Origin of the sequence: Halomonas sp. 5021, from assembly GCF_036663435.1 — a bacterium.
Taxonomy (GTDB): domain Bacteria; phylum Pseudomonadota; class Gammaproteobacteria; order Pseudomonadales; family Halomonadaceae; genus Vreelandella; species Vreelandella janggokensis.
On the sequence record NZ_JAXOVU010000011.1, the window covers coordinates 69,481 to 85,501 of the forward strand.

15 protein-coding genes are annotated in these 16,021 nt (G+C 58.6%); 4 read left to right on the top strand and 11 right to left on the bottom strand.

The genetic code is table 11. From position 1 onward, the window contains the following. Positions 1-29: 29 nt before the first annotated feature. Positions 30-533 carry a thiol peroxidase gene (tpx, locus tag R3F64_RS15425; RefSeq protein ID WP_085918177.1) on the top strand — a complete coding sequence of 168 codons (504 nt, stop codon included), beginning with the start codon at positions 30-32 and terminating at the stop codon, positions 531-533. Here tpx and R3F64_RS15430 read toward each other — a convergent pair. Both R3F64_RS15430 and R3F64_RS15435 read right to left on the bottom strand, forming a co-directional pair. Continuing rightward, positions 523-1,206, bottom strand: a complete 684-nt coding sequence (locus R3F64_RS15430; protein WP_085918176.1) for a gamma-glutamyl-gamma-aminobutyrate hydrolase family protein — start codon at positions 1,204-1,206, stop codon at positions 523-525. The two genes, tpx and R3F64_RS15430, sit on opposite strands and share 11 nt — an antisense overlap. A gap of 93 nt (positions 1,207-1,299) precedes the next feature. Then, entirely contained in the window at positions 1,300-2,322 is a 1,023-nt protein-coding gene (locus R3F64_RS15435) for an amidoligase family protein (protein ID WP_085918175.1), read from the bottom strand. Positions 2,323-2,463: 141 nt separating this feature from the next. Between R3F64_RS15435 and R3F64_RS15440 the strand changes: the two genes are divergently transcribed. Continuing rightward, complete coding sequence (locus tag R3F64_RS15440) at positions 2,464-4,953, top strand: mechanosensitive ion channel family protein (RefSeq protein WP_332612444.1); 2,490 nt, start codon at positions 2,464-2,466, stop codon at positions 4,951-4,953. Here the strand turns inward: R3F64_RS15440 and R3F64_RS15445 are convergent. Then, on the bottom strand, positions 4,870-5,301 hold the full coding sequence (locus R3F64_RS15445; protein ID WP_264823496.1) for a hypothetical protein: 432 nt from the start codon (positions 5,299-5,301) through the stop codon (positions 4,870-4,872). The genes R3F64_RS15440 and R3F64_RS15445 overlap by 84 nt on opposite strands. Positions 5,302-5,338: 37 nt before the next feature. Beyond that, complete coding sequence (locus R3F64_RS15450; RefSeq protein WP_085918172.1) at positions 5,339-6,328, bottom strand: J domain-containing protein; 990 nt, start codon at positions 6,326-6,328, stop codon at positions 5,339-5,341. A 133-nt stretch (positions 6,329-6,461) separates the two neighbouring features. On the opposite strand from R3F64_RS15450, the gene R3F64_RS15455 reads away from it, so the two are divergent. Further along, the gene (locus R3F64_RS15455) at positions 6,462-7,889 is read left to right on the top strand and encodes a hypothetical protein (protein WP_332612446.1); all 1,428 of its coding nucleotides are present in this window, start codon (positions 6,462-6,464) and stop codon (positions 7,887-7,889) included. A gap of 139 nt (positions 7,890-8,028) precedes the next feature. Continuing rightward, on the top strand, positions 8,029-8,718 hold the full coding sequence (locus R3F64_RS15460) for a CBS domain-containing protein (protein WP_268902510.1): 690 nt from the start codon (positions 8,029-8,031) through the stop codon (positions 8,716-8,718). Between the two features lie 84 nt (positions 8,719-8,802). Here R3F64_RS15460 and R3F64_RS15465 read toward each other — a convergent pair whose 3' ends face one another. The 7 genes from R3F64_RS15465 to R3F64_RS15495 all read right to left on the bottom strand — a co-directional run bounded on the left by R3F64_RS15465 (position 8,803) and on the right by R3F64_RS15495 (position 15,998). Beyond that, the gene (locus R3F64_RS15465; RefSeq protein ID WP_085918169.1) at positions 8,803-9,927 is read right to left on the bottom strand and encodes an aminotransferase class V-fold PLP-dependent enzyme; all 1,125 of its coding nucleotides are present in this window, start codon (positions 9,925-9,927) and stop codon (positions 8,803-8,805) included. Positions 9,928-10,079: 152 nt separating this feature from the next. Then, positions 10,080-10,487 (bottom strand): cytidine deaminase, encoded by a 408-nt coding sequence (cdd, locus tag R3F64_RS15470; RefSeq protein ID WP_085918168.1) that lies wholly within the window; start codon positions 10,485-10,487, stop codon positions 10,080-10,082. A gap of 23 nt (positions 10,488-10,510) precedes the next feature. Continuing rightward, positions 10,511-11,236: a purine-nucleoside phosphorylase gene (deoD, locus tag R3F64_RS15475; protein ID WP_309780695.1), complete on the bottom strand. Its 726-nt coding sequence runs from the start codon at positions 11,234-11,236 to the stop codon at positions 10,511-10,513. A gap of 14 nt (positions 11,237-11,250) precedes the next feature. Continuing rightward, positions 11,251-12,495 (bottom strand): phosphopentomutase, encoded by a 1,245-nt coding sequence (locus R3F64_RS15480; protein WP_332612451.1) that lies wholly within the window; start codon positions 12,493-12,495, stop codon positions 11,251-11,253. Then, a complete protein-coding gene (gene deoA / locus R3F64_RS15485) occupies positions 12,495-13,820 on the bottom strand; it encodes a thymidine phosphorylase (protein ID WP_332612453.1) in 1,326 nt (441 codons plus the stop codon). Before deoA ends, R3F64_RS15480 begins: the two co-directional genes overlap by 1 nt. Position 13,821: 1 nt before the next feature. Then, positions 13,822-14,625: a deoxyribose-phosphate aldolase gene (gene deoC, locus R3F64_RS15490; protein WP_332612455.1), complete on the bottom strand. Its 804-nt coding sequence runs from the start codon at positions 14,623-14,625 to the stop codon at positions 13,822-13,824. An 89-nt stretch (positions 14,626-14,714) separates the two neighbouring features. Continuing rightward, positions 14,715-15,998 carry a NupC/NupG family nucleoside CNT transporter gene (locus tag R3F64_RS15495; protein WP_199283771.1) on the bottom strand — a complete coding sequence of 428 codons (1,284 nt, stop codon included), beginning with the start codon at positions 15,996-15,998 and terminating at the stop codon, positions 14,715-14,717. Between the last annotated feature and the right edge of the window lie 23 nt (positions 15,999-16,021).

Sequence of the window (16,021 nt, forward strand, 5' to 3'; positions counted from 1 at the left end):
GCATCCCATACTACGTTCAGGAGTCTGATATGCAACAGATTACCCGTGCCGGTGAGCCGATGGATGTTGCCGGCCGTTTGCCAGCCCCAGGCGAAGTGGCGCCTGCCATGACGCTCACCAACAGTGAGCTTCAGGATGTCACCCTTGATACGTATCAAGGTAAACGCAAAGTGCTCAACATCATTCCCAGCGTTGATACGCCGACTTGCGCGATGTCGACCCGGCAGTTTAACGAGCTGGCGTCCAGGCTTGAAAACACCGTGGTGTTGGTGGTGTCGGCTGACTTGCCCTTCGCCGCCAAGCGGTTTTGCGGCGCGGAAGGCCTGGACGATGTCGAAACGCTGTCCACCTTCCGCCATCGCGAGTTTCAGGAAGCCTGGGGCGTTGCGTTGTGCAATAGCGCTATGGAAGGGCTGTGTGCCCGGGCCGTCGTGGTGCTGGACGCCGATAACCGCGTGTTGCACAGCGAGCTGGTCAGTGAGTTGAAAAACCAGCCGGATTACGACGCGGCGCTAGCTGCGCTTAACGCTTGATAGTGGCCTGACGGCGCTCTGCCGCCGCCACCAGTGCGCGAACTAAACGCTGTTGGGGGCGGTTGAAAACCAGCCATTCAGGGTGCCATTGCACGCCAAGCAGAAAATCGTGGTCCCGGGACTCAATACCCTGAACCAGACCATCGCGGTCGCGAGCGACAATGTCGATTCCCTTTCCTGCCCGATTGACGGCTTGGTGGTGCAGGCTGTTGACGCGGCACCAGGTAACGCCGAGCAAGCGGTGCAACTGACTGGCCCCCACGATATCGACGGTCTTGCGCGGCAGCACCGTGCGTCGACGCTTCAATCCTTCATGGGTCGTGTAAATATCCGGGTCCAGGGTTCCCCCCAGGTGCACGTTGATCAGTTGAGCGCCCCGGCAAATACCCAGTACGGGGGTGTTTCGCGGTATGAAATGCTTCAGCAGTCTGAGCTCCAGTTCGTCTCGGGCAGGGTCCAAACGGACGTCCAGCTGCACCTCACCACCATAGAGTGAGGCTTCAATATCATCACCACCGCCGATGATAAGTCCGTCAAGATCATCGGGCAGAGGTCTGGCAGGCGATAAACGCAGCGGTCGGCCACCATGACGCCAGACTGCAAACCAGTCGAAACACCAGGCAAGCTGGCTTTTTGCATCTGAAGTAGTAATGCCAATTAACGGGCGGGCCATGCAACGGCACTCTTGGTTAATGTGAATGGATAGTCAATGTGAATGAATAGTCGACGTGAAGGACTGAACAGGAATACCCCGAGGTTAAAACTATCAGCGCTTCGTTGAAGCGTGCTCACTCCACCATCGCTTGGCTCGGCTTGCCAGGCGAGTGATCAATGGCCGGTTATGCTGGGCGATATAGTGGTCGCAGCGCGCATCAAGGTTTTCCCTGGAGGCTGCCAAACGTTCCACGGCGACCCAGCGATTCCATTCCGTGACGCCTCCCCAATGGGGCTCCGAAAGCTGGGCATTAGGTAGCCGGTAATGAAACGTTGGTCGCGGTTTGGTCAACTCGCTATGCAACAGCTTGTGCGGATGGTCAGGGCGAAGGTAAGCAAACAGTGGCAGTAAATCCAGTTCCCGGTTGCGGGTGGGATTGTAGTGCAGATAGTCATCAATCAGCGTGTCGATATCCGGCGTGTACTGACGGTTTAATACCTTGAGTGCATACTCTTTGGGGAAGGGATTGGCGTGGGGCAGCACTTCGCGAGTGATATCCACCTTGATCTCGCTGCGCAGCCAGCTTGCCAGGAGCAGGTAGGCGCGTAGCATCGCCAGCAAGTAATCCACGTCTTCGCGCTCAACTTCCGGGTTGAGGTGTAACCCAAAACCGTAGAGTAAACTGGCATCCGTGCCTTTGGCCCCGTGCGTCCGCAATGCCTCAAACAGCGTATCGAGCTCGTCAAGCTCGTTCCAGGGTACCGGTGGGCAAACGATCTCTGTCGGCACCAGGCCCGTCACCATATCGCCAATCAACTCGCGGGTTTTACGGTGGAACTCCAGGCGATGTTGGTGTTGCTGGCGCGACCATTCGCTGTCCTGCTCGTGGATTTCCTCCAGTAGTGCCCGGTCAGGGTGCGCATATTGGGTATCCAGCTCAATGCCAAATTCGCCCCAACGAGTGCCTTCGACCAGTAGCCGATGAGGGCTGACCACGTTAAGCTCGCCACCAAACAGCTCGCGCACGATCAGGGCTGTGTCGCGTGGGGGCAGACCGGCAAACTCGATTTCGACACCGACCTGGCGAGTTTTGCCCTTTGAGTTCCATCCATTAGGTGGCGCTTCTAACGTCATCTCGGCATCCTGTGAGGTGAACGATTTGTGTGCTCAGCCTATCATAGTCACGTCCGAGGGCTGAGAATATTCGCTCAGCGAGCCCTTTAGAGGGATAATTATGCGGCATTGCCTTTTGATGCCTTGGTTCAGGAGTAACATGTGCGACCGCACTGGCTAATCAATACCGTTCTTAGTTTTGTTTTCATTGTACTGATGGGCGTCATGACGTCCCACGCTCACGCGCAAGCGATCTCGCTGCCAAGCCTCGGTGGCGGTGACTCGGAAGAGCAGAACGACGTTAACAGCGAAGACTTTCAGGGATCGCTGAATGACGTTATTTCAATGCTTGAAGACGAAGAGCGGCGCAGCGAATTGATCAACTCGCTGCGTGAACTGCAAACCACGACGGAAGAAGCCAGTAATGATGATGGGGTCGTTCGCCAGGGGGTACTAGGGGCGCTTGCGGATACGCTTACCGACATCGGTGAGCAGGCACAGGCGGGTGGTTCGCCAATAGAAGAGTGGCAACGTCAACTGGTCAACGGCGGTGAGGGGTTGCAAGCCGTGGCCAGTAGCGCCAGTCGCGGCGAGATGATTCGTGCGGTGGCCGAAGGCGCGGTCCTTGCTGTGGTCTGGGTGGGACTGCTGGTATCCATGATTGGTGCAGGAAGGGTGATCGCCAATCGCCGCGAGTGGCCGCTTGATTTGCCCCGCGACCCGAAAGGCTGGCTGATGGTCGTGCACTTCTTTCGGCGCATCCTGCCCTGGATACTGGCGTTTGCGATTACGCTGGGGATCGGCCAGTTGATGGCTTATAGCCCAGGCCGGACCATGGTGTTGGTCGTGGCTTATATTTGCGTTTGTGGTCGGTTGCTCTCGGTGGTGTTTGAAACCGTCGTGGCCTTCTTCAGCCGTGGGCATCGGTTTACGGCCGTGCAACTGCTGCATCAGCGTGCTCTGCGAGGCCTGTTTGTCATTGGTGCGCTGATCGCACTGGGCGATGCGGTGAATTCGACCCGCATTGTCGAAATGCTGGGCAACGAGCTTTCCAGCCTGGTTTCCGTACTGGCCAATATGCTGGCAGCGTTGATCTCGGCCCGCTTCGTGATCAAATTCAAACGTCCAGTGCGTCACCTGATCTGTAACCGCCCCTACAAGCAACGGCGGGATGCCAACACTGCTGTGGAGATGATTCGCGCGCTCGGTGGGCTGTGGCATATCCCTGCGCTGCTGTTGGTAGGTGGCTCTTTGCTGGCGATCTTTATTACCGTTGGCGATGTGGGCACGGCACTTGCCCGGTCGATCATTTCGGCGAGCCTACTGGTACTGACGCTGGTTGTGACTGGCCTGCTGCGTCGTCAAGCTGAGCGCTTGGGTCAGCGCCGCCACCGTCGCCGTCGGCAGAGTCAGTACCGAAAGCGGCTTGAGCGTTTTGGATTCGTGCTGGCACACATTTGTGCTTGGGTGGTCTTTGCTGAACTGTCGATGCAGGTATGGGGTAGCTCGATGTTTGGCCTGGGCCAGCGCGGCCTGGCGGGCGCCCAGCTTGGCCCAGCCCTGGTGAGCCTGGGCGGAACCGTACTGCTGGCGTGGCTGGTATGGATTTTTGCCGATACGGCCATTCAGCGCGCGTTGATCTCATCAACGCGCTCCCGCGGTAAACGGGTCAATCAGGCGCGTGCGCAAACCATCACGCCGATGATCCGCAACGTCATATTCATCACGATTCTGATTATTGCCGTTATTGCCGGACTCGCCAATCTGGGCGTTAACGTGACGCCGCTGTTGGCGGGTGCTGGTGTCATCGGTCTGGCGATCGGCTTTGGGGCGCAAACGCTGGTTCAGGATCTGATCACGGGTATTTTTATCCTGATTGAAGACTCCCTTGCCGTGGACGACTTTGTCGAAATCAATGGCCACATGGGCACGGTAGAAGGCCTGACTCTACGAACGGTAAGGCTGCGCGACCTTGACGGCATTGTGCATATCATCACGTTCAGCCGCATTGAATCGATCCACAACATGTCCCGGCAGTTCGGTATTGCGCTGATGCGTATCCGGATTCCCCACGACATGAACATAGACGATGCCATCCATCTGATGCAGGAAACCGCCCAGGAACTGCGCAAGGATCCGATGATGCGCCACCATATCTGGTCGCCGCTTGAGATGCAGGGAATCGACAGTTTTGACGATGGTGGTGCTATCTTGCGCATGCGGTTCCGTACCGCACCCGAAATGCAATGGGACGTAGCCCGCGCCTTTAACCTGATGTTGAAACAACGCATGGAAGCCGACGGGGTCGACCTGGGCGTGCCACGTTTGAGCGTCAGCATGGAAGGTCTGGCAGGTGGTTCTACGGCGTCGGGTGGCAGCGTGGACATGAGGCTGCAGGGTGACGGTGACTCAGCCGACGAGCGTCACTCCAATGAGGACGTCAGTGACCCTGAGGAGACATCAGGAGGGAGAGAAAGGCCGACACCACCCAAACCCGCACCGATGCCGACCAAAGCCGAAATCAGGAAAGATGAACGACAGCGCAAGGGAGGGGATGAGAACCGTCGCCTATCCCGCGGCAAGCCCCATGCAGAGGGCAAATCCCATTATGATGCCGAGACCGGCCCCGGTCGCGAACACGGTGACGAGTAGCCATGGGCCTCGCCAGCGCCGCCAGCGATTGTACAGTGAGACTGCGTTGCTGACGCGGTCGACCATTTCATCGTGGCGCGAAATGGCATGATCGGGTGGCAGCGAAAAATCGTTGGCCACATCGCCTTGCCAGTGCGCTCCGTGGGTCAAGCCAAGTCGCGCACGCAGGCAGCCAATATCGTTGAGCGTGTGGTGTAACGTATCGTAGGCCTCACGGTGCTCGTTGACCGCGAGAACACTCTCAGCGTCCTGGCGTAGGGCACTGTTGGGGCAGCGCATCACGGCATTATGGATGTCGTGCTCACTTGCCTCTGGTGAAAGTGATAGGCGTTGATACAAATCGCGCATAGTTTTGTGGTTATTCCGTCTGTCGCTGCTGCGTCTTTTAGTAGGTTTGCATCAGGTAATCATACGCGTTTTTGATCCGCTGAAAACGTGCGGAGGCAAGCGCCACCTGATGCTCGCTTTCGGTAAAAAAACGATCCGGGTGATGAAGCTGTGCCATGCGCCGATAAGCGAGGCGTACGTCGCTGCGGCTGGCCCCCGGCGGCAGCCCGAGGACGGCCAGGGCACGCGTGGTACGGTCCGGGGGAGGTGCGGTGCGCTGCCACTGTCGGCGTTCACCCTGGGCGCGTTCGTACCGAGACCGGTCTTGATGCGCCTGTTCACGCTGAGCCTGTTCGCGGCGGTACTGGTCATCGCGTTGCCGTTGGCGTTCACGTTCCTGTCGGGCGTGCGCCTGACGCGCTTGAGCCTCTTCCTGTTGGCGCTGCTTTTCCTGCTGCTTACGCTGTTTTTTCTGTTTGCGTTGCTGGTGTTTCTCATCGGCCTGCTGTGCTGCTTCGTCCCGAGCCTGCTGTTCAGCAGCGGCCTCGCGTGCCTTTTGGTTAAAATAGTCAGGATTGTGATGCTGCCAGTAGGCATGACGACTGGGATCTTCAGGAGACACAAACGGCCGGCCCGTTAGTTCATGAAACAAGGTGCTCAGGGTTGTGGGGGTCACATTGAGCAAGTCCGCCAGAAAGCGCAGGATATAATGGTTGGCTAACGACAGTTCTCCGTCATCGGTTGCCACGGTGATCGACTGGTGCAATACACTCAAGCTGCGCTCCTGCGAGCACTCTTTACGCAGAATCTCGGCGGCCAGCTGAATGGCTTGAAGGTCCTGACTATGGGCAATGCTCATGACCGGCCCCAATTCATGTCCATGACGAAACTGCGCCGTGACCTGGGCCAGGCGACGGCGTCGCTGACCTTCCGACACGTGCTGGCGGTTCACAAGTACCCAAGCCAGCAATAGTAGCGTTGCCGTATCCACTTGGCTGCGGCTATTTAACAGCACCAGCTCAAAGGGTGAAAAACGGGCCATGGACATCCACAGGCTCCCAAAGCGAAAAGAACAGCGGGCAATAGTGGCGTCAGGCGTGCCTTAAGGCAAGGCCTTCACCGGTTCGAGATAATGACATGTTATCGCATTGACGTATCCAGGGAAGCAGGAGATTGGTGAGTTGATTAATGTAGAACGTAAAAATAGCTTTCAACTGCGTATTTCACGCCGCTTGAAGGAAGAAACCTCTCACAACCTGGATATTTATCTATTCGTGCCTGGGGATCTTGGCCTTTCGACCCAGCTGATTTCGGAGGAGGCGTTCTACCACGCGGCGATTCAAGTGTCGCGTACCTACTACAGTGACGAATATCATCTGCCCTTGGTGCACAGCCGCCTGGCGAGCCGCAACCAGTTGGGCAGTGACTCCTATCGTCTAAGCCTCAGCCTTTATGCTTATCAATACGTTGGCGCCATGGAGCGCAATACGCAAGCGATGCTGGCCTGTGCGCGGGATATACGCCGAAGCGAAGATAAATATCAGGTCGACCAGGAAAGCGCCGATCGTCTGCGTGACCAGCTGCAGGAAACCAGTGATTTGAGTGAAAGCATTCTGAGGCGCCTGCGTCGCCATCCGCCCCGGGATGAACGACTGACCAAGTATTTCACCAACATTGATAATTATCTGTCGTGGTTTACCGAACAGCAGTTATTGGCGCTGGTGGCTCACATGCCCAGGGGCGGTGAGTTTACCCCTATCCGTCACCGGTTTGTGGCGATTTGCCAGCGTGAAGAAGCCTACCGGCGCGAGCAGGAATACAACGCCGAACGGGTGATGGCTGACCCTACCCGCATGTCGAATAAAATGCGTTTGCTGCGGCGCTTGATCGAATATCCCATTACCCTCAAGCAGCGACCCCAGGAGTTGGGCGGAGGTGAGCAAAAAGCCGTCAAAGCCTTGGCGACGGCTGTGGTGATGGCCTTTGTTTCGTTTGGCGTACTTCGTCTGCGCGATACCCTCGGCGATATTACCGCGTTGTTTGTGATTGCCATGGCCGTACTTTATGCCATGCGCGAAGTCTTCAAAGACGATTTACGTAATACGCTATGGCGCTGGCTGCGCCGTGGACGGCCTAAGTGGCGGCGCCAGTACGTCGACCCCAACCGCAATGTGTCGGTGGGGCATCAACTCGAATGGTTCGACTATAAGCGCTATTCATCCCTGGACGCTGAAATTCAGCAGTTGCGTCGCCGGACCGTGGCCCAGCGTGAGGAGGTGGTGCTGCATTACCGTTCACGCTCTCGGATGTCGCCGACCCGCTTCCTGAGTGGTTACGAACATACCCAGGAAAGCTTAACGCTGGATATCTCCATGCTGACCCGGCTGATGAGCAAGGGCAAGTACGCCGTCTATCGACTTAAAGAAGGCCAGGCCGTGCGTGAAAGTGTCGAGCGTCGTCATCTGTTCAACCTGGTCATTCGCGAAACCGGGAGCGAAGATCAGCCTTACCTGGCCCGCTGGAAGGTCGTGGTCAGCCGATCAGGGATTGTCGACGTAGAAAAAGTCGGGGAGAGCGGCACAGAAAAGGTCAGTGAAAAAGACCAGTGAATAAACTGCGCTAGATCAAAAAGGCGCCAACTAATGGGCGTCAGCATGGGCAACTGAAGAGCAGCGGGCTAGTCTGAGATATAGGGCTTTGCAAACTACGACGATAACGTCGCAAGGGCCCGTTGCCAGGAGGAGCACCATGCAAGCTATCGATATCATGACGCCCAAAGTGGTGAGTGTGGCGCCCGACACCGATGTGCGCGATATCGCACAATTGCTGCTTAGCCACCGTATCAGTGCTGTCCCTGTGGTGGATGGTGAGCATAGAGTGGTCGGGATTGTTAGCGAAGGCGATTTGATGCGTCGGTTAAAAGACGATGACGGCCACCCCCAGTCAGGTTGGTTGTCGCTTTTGGGGGCCGGCAAAAGTTCAAGCGGCTATGTGAAATCCCATGGTCGTAAAGCTCAGGATGTCATGACGCCCAACCCACTGAGCATTGAGGAAAACACGCCAATACACAGCATTGCTCGCCTGCTGGAAAAGCACCACATCAAACGCGTGCCTGTTCTGCGTGATGGCAAATTGGTGGGCATCGTCAGTCGCGCTAATTTATTGCAAGGCATTGCGAATGCCGTCGTGGGGCCAACACAGTCGCCCGCAGACGATCGACAAATTCGCGAAGCCATCCTTAACGACATTGAACGCCATACCGACGTGCGCGTCGAAAATATCAGTCTGATTGTCGATGGCGGCGGCGTGGAAGTCTGGGGGCTGGTTGAATCCCTTGAACAGAAAAAGGCCGTGACGGTGGTGGCAGAGAACGTTGCAGGGGTGACGCAGGTTGAAAACAACCTGGGCATGATGCCGCGTGGCGTGGGCTATATGTAGCCCTTGATTGCTGTGGTCGGCTCGCTAGTGGGCTGGTGCGACTTGCCAAAAGCCTGCTATCGCGGATAGCAGGCTTTTCCATACCTAGCTGACTGCCTCGATGGCTTTTTCCAGGCTATCAACACTGCGCTGGGTATGGTGTAGCTTATCGAGCCCGAACAGGCCAATCCGGAAGGTCTGGAAGTGGTCGCCCTCATCGCACATTAGTGGCACTCCGCCGGCCACCTGCACGCCAGCCCGGGCGAGCTTGCCAACCAGGCCGCTGTCGTCGGTGTAACACACCACCACACCCGGGGCCTCAAAGCCATTTGCCGCGACGCTTGCAAAGCCGTGGCGCTTGAGCATGGCGCGGACATCTCGACCGATCGCCTGCTGCTCCTCTTTGACCTTGCCAAAGCCGTAGTCACGCGTTTCCTGCATGATGTCGCGCAGCTGGCGCAAGGCATCGGTGGGCATGGTGGCGTGGTAGGCGTGCCCGCCGTTCTCGTAGGCCTGCATGATGCTGTGCCACTTTCCCAGGTCACAGGCAAAGCTGTTGCTCTGCGTCTCGGAAAGACGCTGGGCCGCACGGTCCGACAGCATCACCATGGCGCAGCAGGGCGAGCCGCTCCACCCCTTTTGCGGCGCGCTGACCACGACATCCACACCCAGCGACTGCATGTCCACCCACAGCGTGCCGGCAGCAATCGCGTCGAGCACAAACAGGCCGCCCACATCACGGGTCGCCTGGGCAACGGTCCGGATGTAGTCGTCCGGCAAGAGCATCCCGGCGGACGTTTCCACCTGAGGGGCAAAAACGACCGCTGGCTTTTCAGCACGAATGCGCTCAGCAACCTCGTCGGCGGGTACCGGCGCGAAGGGGGAGTGCGGGTCGTTGGGAGCTTCGCGCCGTGCTTTCAGAACGGTGTGCTGGTCGGTCAGTCGGCCCATCTCGATAATCTGCGTCCAGCGGTAGCTGAACCAGCCGTTACGAATGACCAGCGTCGGCTGGTCGACAGCGAACTGGCGCGCAACCGCTTCCATGCCGAAGGTACCGCTACCCGGCACGATGACAGCCGTATGGGCGTTGTAAACTTCTTTGAGCGTGGCGGAAATATCGCGCATCACGCCTTGAAACTGCTGCGACATATGGTTCAGCGAGCGGTCGGTATAGACCACCGAATATTCCAGCAGGCCGTCGGGGTCGACGTTGGGCAATAGTCCAGCCATGGCGTTCTCCAGTGTGTGATGCGCTCTCAATCGGCACATTTTGTCTTGTACAATCAGGTTTTCTTAAGAGTAAGAGTACGCATAAGAGTACGAGCAATAAACGCACAAAACCAGCCCACAAGGGGCTGGTCGTTAGAGATATACAGAGGGCGTTATCGCGCCGGCAGTTGCTCGGGGCCGAAGGCGTCAGGCAGCAGCGTTTCCATGGTGTAGGTCTTCAGCACCTCGCCTTCGCGAGAAAGCACCAGGATCTGCGTGTCGGGCGTGGCAAATTCGCGGATGCGCTGGCGGCAGTCGCCGCAGGGCGTACACAGATGCTCGCCGGGACCCATCACATAGACCTTGGCAAGTTCGCGTTGCCCGGCGGTTGCCATGGCGGAAATCGCCGAGGCTTCGGCACAGAGCCCTTTGTAGTGGGCCACTTCGACGTTGCAACCGGCGAACTGCTGGCCGTCCGGGCACTCCATCACGGCGGCCACTGGGTGGCTGGAATAGGGCGCGTAGGCATTGCCGAGCGCTGTCAGTAGTGTCTCAACCAGTGCCGAATCGACTTGGCTCATGGCGATTTCCTTGGTGTTGGCCTTCAGGTGCGCGCTGCGTCGTCGCGTAATACCGTGTCGAGCGCAATTGTCATCATGTCATTGAAGGTGGTTTGGCGGTCGGCGCTGGAGAGCGAGTCGCCTTTCAGAATATGGTCGGATACCGTGCAGATGGTCAGCGCCCGGGCGCCGAATTCCGCGGCCACGCCGTAGAGACCTGCCGCTTCCATCTCGACGCCGACAATGCCGTAGCGCTTGAGCATCTCGGCCATCTCGGTCTGCGGGTTATAGAACAGATCCGCCGAGAAAATGTTGCCGACTTTCACCGGCACGTTTTGCGCGTTGGCGGCGGCGACCGCGTGCTGGGTCAGATCGAAGTCGGCAATCGCAGCAAAATCGTGGTCGTTGAAGCGCATGCGGTTAACCTTGGAGTCGGTGCACGCACCCATGCCGATAACCACGTCGCGGACGTTGACGTCGTCGCGTACCGCGCCGCAGGAGCCGACACGAATCACGGATTTAACGCCGTAGTCGGTGATCAGTTCCTTGGCGTAGATCGAGACCGAGGGGATGCCCATGCCATGGCCCATGACCGAAATCTCGCGGCCTTTGTAGGTGCCGGTATAGCCAAGCATGCTGCGCACGTCGTTGACCAGGCGGACATCGTCCAGGTAGGTCTCGGCGATGAACTTGGCACGCAGCGGGTCGCCGGGCATCAGCACGGTATCGGCAAAATCGCCTTTCTCAGCATTAATATGCGGTGTCGCCATTGTAGGTTTCTCCTTTAAGCGGCGCTGGATAAAAAGCTTTCGCCATCGGCCATGGCTTCGAGCGCGAAGTAGTCGGCGAGCGTCTGGCCGATATCGGCAAAGGTGCCGCGTTCGCCCATGGGGCCAGGGGTGAAACCGGCGCCGCGTACCATGACCGGTACGTATTCGCGGGTGTGCTCGGTACCTTCCCAACTGGGGTCGCAGCCGTGGTCGGCGGTAAGCAGCAGCAGGTCATCCTCGTTGAGCGCGGCGAACAGCTCGGGCAAGCGGGCATCGAAATGCTCGAGCGCGGCCGCATAGCCCGGCACGTCGCGGCGGTGACCGTAGACCGAATCAAAATCGACAAAGTTGGTCATGATCATGGTCGGGCGGTCGCTGGTTTCCTTGGCAGTGCGCGCTACCTCGCCAAGCGTCGCTTCCATCAGCGCGTCGTGACCGCTGGCCTTGACCTTGTGGGTAATGCCGCAGTGGGCGTAGATATCGGCAATCTTGCCGATCGACACCACTTCGCCCCCCGCTTCGGCGAGTTTTTGCAGCACCGTAGGCGTGGGGGGCTCGACGCTGTAGTCGCGGCGATTGCCGGTACGCGCAAAGTCGTCGCGGTCATTGCCGACAAAGGGGCGGGCGATCACGCGGCCAATGTTGTAGGGCTCGAGCAGACCGCGCACGGTTTCGCATAGTTCATAGAGCCGTTCGAGGCCGAAGTGCTCCTCGTGGGCGGCAATCTGAAACACGGAATCCGCCGAGGTGTAGACGATGGGCTTGCCCGTGGCGACATGCTCTTCGCCCAGGCGGGCGATGATCTCGGTGCCCGAGGCGTGGCAGTTGCCGATCACGCCGGGCAGGTTGGCGGCATCGACAATCCTGTCGAGCAGCTCTGTCGGGAAACTGTCGGTTTTATCGAGGAAGTAGCCCCAGTCGAAGCGAACCGGCACGCCGGCAATTTCCCAGTGGCCCGACGGCGTATCCTTGCCGCTGGAAACCTCTTTAGCGTGGGCGTAGGCACCTGTCAGCGTATTCGGCAGGTCAACGCCCTCGGCGACTTTTCCCGTGGCATCGCGGTGGGCGTGAAACAGGCCGAGTTTTGCCATGTTGGGCAGTTTCAAAGGGCCTGAGCGCTCGGCGGTATCCGCTTCGCCGCGGGCGCAGGCGGCGGCAATATGGCCCAGGGTGTCAGCCCCTTGGTCGCCGAACTGGTTGGCATCCGGCGCGCTGCCGATGCCGAATGAGTCGAGGACAACAACAATGGCGCGGCGCATCAGGCTTCTCCTCTGAAGGTATCTTGAAGTAGCGTATCGGCGGTCGCGGCGGCGTCACCCAAGGTGACCGCAGCGCGAAGCTGGGCGGCGGCAAGGGCGGCGGCGTCTTCGCTGTTGGCGTGAACCATGGCGATGGGGTGTTGGCTATCAACACGGTCGCCGATTTCGGCAATGTCGCTGAAGCCGACGCTGTGGTCGACGTTGGCGTCGTTACGCAGGCGTCCCCCGCCGAGTTCCACCACGCTCATGCCGACGGCACGAGTGTCAATGCGCTGGATGATGCCTGATTGTTCGGCATACACTGGCTTGACCACGTCGGCTTTGGCCAGGTAGTGATCCGAGCGCTCCATGAAGTCGGCAGGGCCACCAAGCTCGCTCACCATGCGGGCAAAGACCTCGGCCGCCGCACCTGACGTGAGGGCTTTTTCAAGCTTGGTCAGCGCTTCCTCGCGGCTATTGACCAACTTGCCCGCCATCAGCATTTCCACCGCCAGTTCGCGGGTTACCTGCATCACCCGACTGTTGGAGCGTTCGCCGCCCAATAGCGCCAGGGTTTCGACGATTTCGACCGCGTTACCGGCGCAGGGAGCCAGCGGCTGGCTCATGTCGGTGAGCAGGGCGGTGGTAGGTGTGCCCGCCTGTGTAGCCACGTTGGCAATGCTCTTGGCCAGTTCGCGGGATTTTTCCGGCGTGGGCATGAAGGCGCCGCTGCCGACTTTGACATCCATGACCAGGGCATCCAGGCCGGAGGCCAGCTTTTTGCCCAGGATAGAGGCGGTGATCAGCGGGATGGATTCCACTGTGGCGGTCACGTCACGCACACCGTAGATGCGCTTGTCCGCTGGAGCGAGGTTGCCGGTCTGGCCGATAATCGCCACGCCAGTGGATTTGACCACATCGCCGAAGCGCTCCGGGGCGGGGTAGGGGTTATAGCCGGGAATGGATTCCAGCTTGTCCAGCGTGCCGCCGGTGTGGCCCAGGCCGCGGCCGGAAATCATCGGTACGAAAGCGCCGCAGGCGGCGACCCAGGGGCCGAGTACCAGAGAGACCAGGTCACCCACGCCGCCGGTGGAGTGCTTGTCGACGATCGGGCCCGGCAGGTCAAGCGAATCCCATTGCATGACGTGACCGGAGTCACGGGTGGCGGTGGTCAGCGCGACGACTTCCTCACGGCTCATGCCGTTTAAAAACACCGCCATGGTAAAGGCGCCAATCTGGGCATCACTGATACGGTCATCGGCAATGCTCTGAACAAAGGCCTTGATTTTTTCTGCCGGCAGCGGCTGGTTATCGCGCTTGAGGCGAATCAGTTCTTGCGGGAGCATGTTAGTAGCCTCCGTCATTACGCGAGAGCGACGCGGTCTGCGGGTTGCCACTCAGGGTATTGAGCAAGTCCCCCAGCAGGCTGGACGCACCAAACCGGAAGTGGCGTGGCGAGATCCACTGGTCCCCCATGATGTTGGCGGCGAGAGCCAGGTATTCGGCGGCCTCTTCGGCTGTCTTGACGCCACCTGCCGCCTTGAACCCGACATCCTTGCCGCTGGCTTTGATCGCCTGGAGCATGATCTCGGCGGATTCCAGCGTTGCGTTGACCGCCACCTTGCCGGTTGAGGTCTTGATAAAGTCGGCGCCGCCTTCAATGGCCAGCTCGCTTGCCCGCTTGATAAGCGCAGGCTCTTTAAGCTCGCCGACCTCAATGATGACTTTCAACAGCGCCTGGCCACCGCAGGCCGCATGGCACATTTCCACCAGCTCGCGGCCGGTCTCTTCGTCGCCCGCCATGAGGGCGCGGTAGGGGAAAACGACATCGACTTCATCTGCCCCGGAGGCGACGGCTTCACGGGTCTCGCGGGCGGCGCCCATGATGTCGTCACCGCCGTGGGGAAAGTTGGTGACCGTGGCAATTTTGACGTCACCGTTGAGCTCGTGGGCGGTGAGGGCGCGACGCGCGGTCACGACGAACTGGGGGTATACGCATACCGCCGCCGGGTAGCCAAAGGGGGTTTTTGCCTTTTTGCACAGCGATTCGGTGGACGCATCGGTGTCGGTATCGTTGAGACTGGTCAAGTCCATCAGTGAAAGCGCCTGGCGCGCAGCAAGGGTGATGTTAATCGAAGCGGTCATGGACATCTCGCACAGTATTAGGATTTAAGAACGACTGAAAAAAACGGGCACTACTGTATATGACAGCAGCGCCCGCGTAATCGTTGACGGTTACGTTAAGAAGCTACGCTGCTCAGGGCGATAAAGAAGCCTGCAATAGAGGCCGACATCAGGTTAGACAAGGTGCCTGCCAATACCGCCTTGACGCCAAAGCGGGCGATTTCCTTGCGCCGCGAGGGGGCAATGCTACCCAGGCCGCCGAGCAAAATCGCAATAGAGGATAAATTTGCAAAGCCGCACAAGGCAAAGGAAAGAATCGCCATGGTGTGCGCGGTCATCGCTTGGCCAGTGGCTGCGACCATCTGCTCGCCTTCAATATAGGGCGCAAGGTTGATATAGGCGACAAACTCATTAACAACCAGTTTTTGGCCAATGAATGAGCCGGCCAGTGTTGCTTCTTCCCAGGGGACACCCAGTAAAAAGGCCAGCGGGGCAAACAGCCAGCCCAGAATCCACTCAAGGCTCAACGATTCAAAGCCGAACCAGCCGCCAACACCGCCGAGAATGCCGTTGATCAAGGCGATAAGCGCGATGAAGGCAAGCAGCATGGCCCCTACATTGGCAGCCAGCATCAAGCCGGATGTCGCGCCAGACGCCGCTGCGTCCAGTACGTTGCTGGGCTTGTCTTCCTGCTCTTTTAATTCTTCCTCAACCTTGGAAACACTGTCTCTATCCTGTATTTCCTGCGTTTCGGGCATGATCAGTTTAGCAAACAGCAAGCCGCCGGGAGCTGCCATGAAAGAGGCAGCCACCAGATATTCCATGGGAATGCCCAGCGCGGCATAGCCCGCCAGTACGGAGCCCGCCACCGACGCCAAGCCGCCACACATGACGGCAAACAGCTGAGAAGGTGTCATCCGGGCAATAAACGGACGTACCACGAGCGGCGCTTCGGTCTGGCCGACGAAGATGTTGGCCGTGGCGGAAAGCGACTCGGTACGCGAAGTGCCCAGCGCTTTCTGCAGGGCGCCACCCAGAATACGGATAACCCACTGCATGATCCCGATGTAGTACAGCACTGCAATCAGCGAGGAGAAAAAGATAATCACCGGCAGCACTTTAATGGCGAATACGAAGCCGACCTCGTCAGTATCTGCCAAGCCGCCGAACAGAAAGCTGATGCCGTCATCGGCATACACCAGAATCTGGCTAACGCCAGCCGAGATCGTCTGCAAGACGCTCTGACCAAAGGGCACATAAAGGACGAAAGCGCCAATGCCCGCTTGAATGCCGAAGGCACCCAACACCGTACGTAAGCGAATTGACTTGCGATCATAAGAAAAGATCAGGGCGATGGTCACCAGGGTGACCATGCCGACCAAGCTCATCAGGAGTGTCATAAAAAAAGATCCTTCGCGTGGGC

What these genes read in the sequence shown, in the direction of transcription:
- tpx (WP_085918177.1), top strand. Translation starts at nt 30, where the DNA reads ATGCAACAGATTACCCGTGCCGGTGAGCCGATGGATGTTGCCGGCCGT.
- R3F64_RS15430 (WP_085918176.1), bottom strand. Translation starts at nt 1,206, where the DNA reads ATGGCCCGCCCGTTAATTGGCATTACTACTTCAGATGCAAAAAGCCAG.
- R3F64_RS15435 (WP_085918175.1), bottom strand. Translation starts at nt 2,322, where the DNA reads ATGACGTTAGAAGCGCCACCTAATGGATGGAACTCAAAGGGCAAAACT.
- R3F64_RS15445 (WP_264823496.1), bottom strand. Translation starts at nt 5,301, where the DNA reads ATGCGCGATTTGTATCAACGCCTATCACTTTCACCAGAGGCAAGTGAG.
- R3F64_RS15450 (WP_085918172.1), bottom strand. Translation starts at nt 6,328, where the DNA reads ATGTCCATGGCCCGTTTTTCACCCTTTGAGCTGGTGCTGTTAAATAGC.
- R3F64_RS15460 (WP_268902510.1), top strand. Translation starts at nt 8,029, where the DNA reads ATGCAAGCTATCGATATCATGACGCCCAAAGTGGTGAGTGTGGCGCCC.
- R3F64_RS15465 (WP_085918169.1), bottom strand. Translation starts at nt 9,927, where the DNA reads ATGGCTGGACTATTGCCCAACGTCGACCCCGACGGCCTGCTGGAATAT.
- cdd (WP_085918168.1), bottom strand. Translation starts at nt 10,487, where the DNA reads ATGAGCCAAGTCGATTCGGCACTGGTTGAGACACTACTGACAGCGCTC.
- deoD (WP_309780695.1), bottom strand. Translation starts at nt 11,236, where the DNA reads ATGGCGACACCGCATATTAATGCTGAGAAAGGCGATTTTGCCGATACC.
- R3F64_RS15480 (WP_332612451.1), bottom strand. Translation starts at nt 12,495, where the DNA reads ATGCGCCGCGCCATTGTTGTTGTCCTCGACTCATTCGGCATCGGCAGC.
- deoA (WP_332612453.1), bottom strand. Translation starts at nt 13,820, where the DNA reads ATGCTCCCGCAAGAACTGATTCGCCTCAAGCGCGATAACCAGCCGCTG.
- deoC (WP_332612455.1), bottom strand. Translation starts at nt 14,625, where the DNA reads ATGTCCATGACCGCTTCGATTAACATCACCCTTGCTGCGCGCCAGGCG.
- R3F64_RS15495 (WP_199283771.1), bottom strand. Translation starts at nt 15,998, where the DNA reads ATGACACTCCTGATGAGCTTGGTCGGCATGGTCACCCTGGTGACCATC.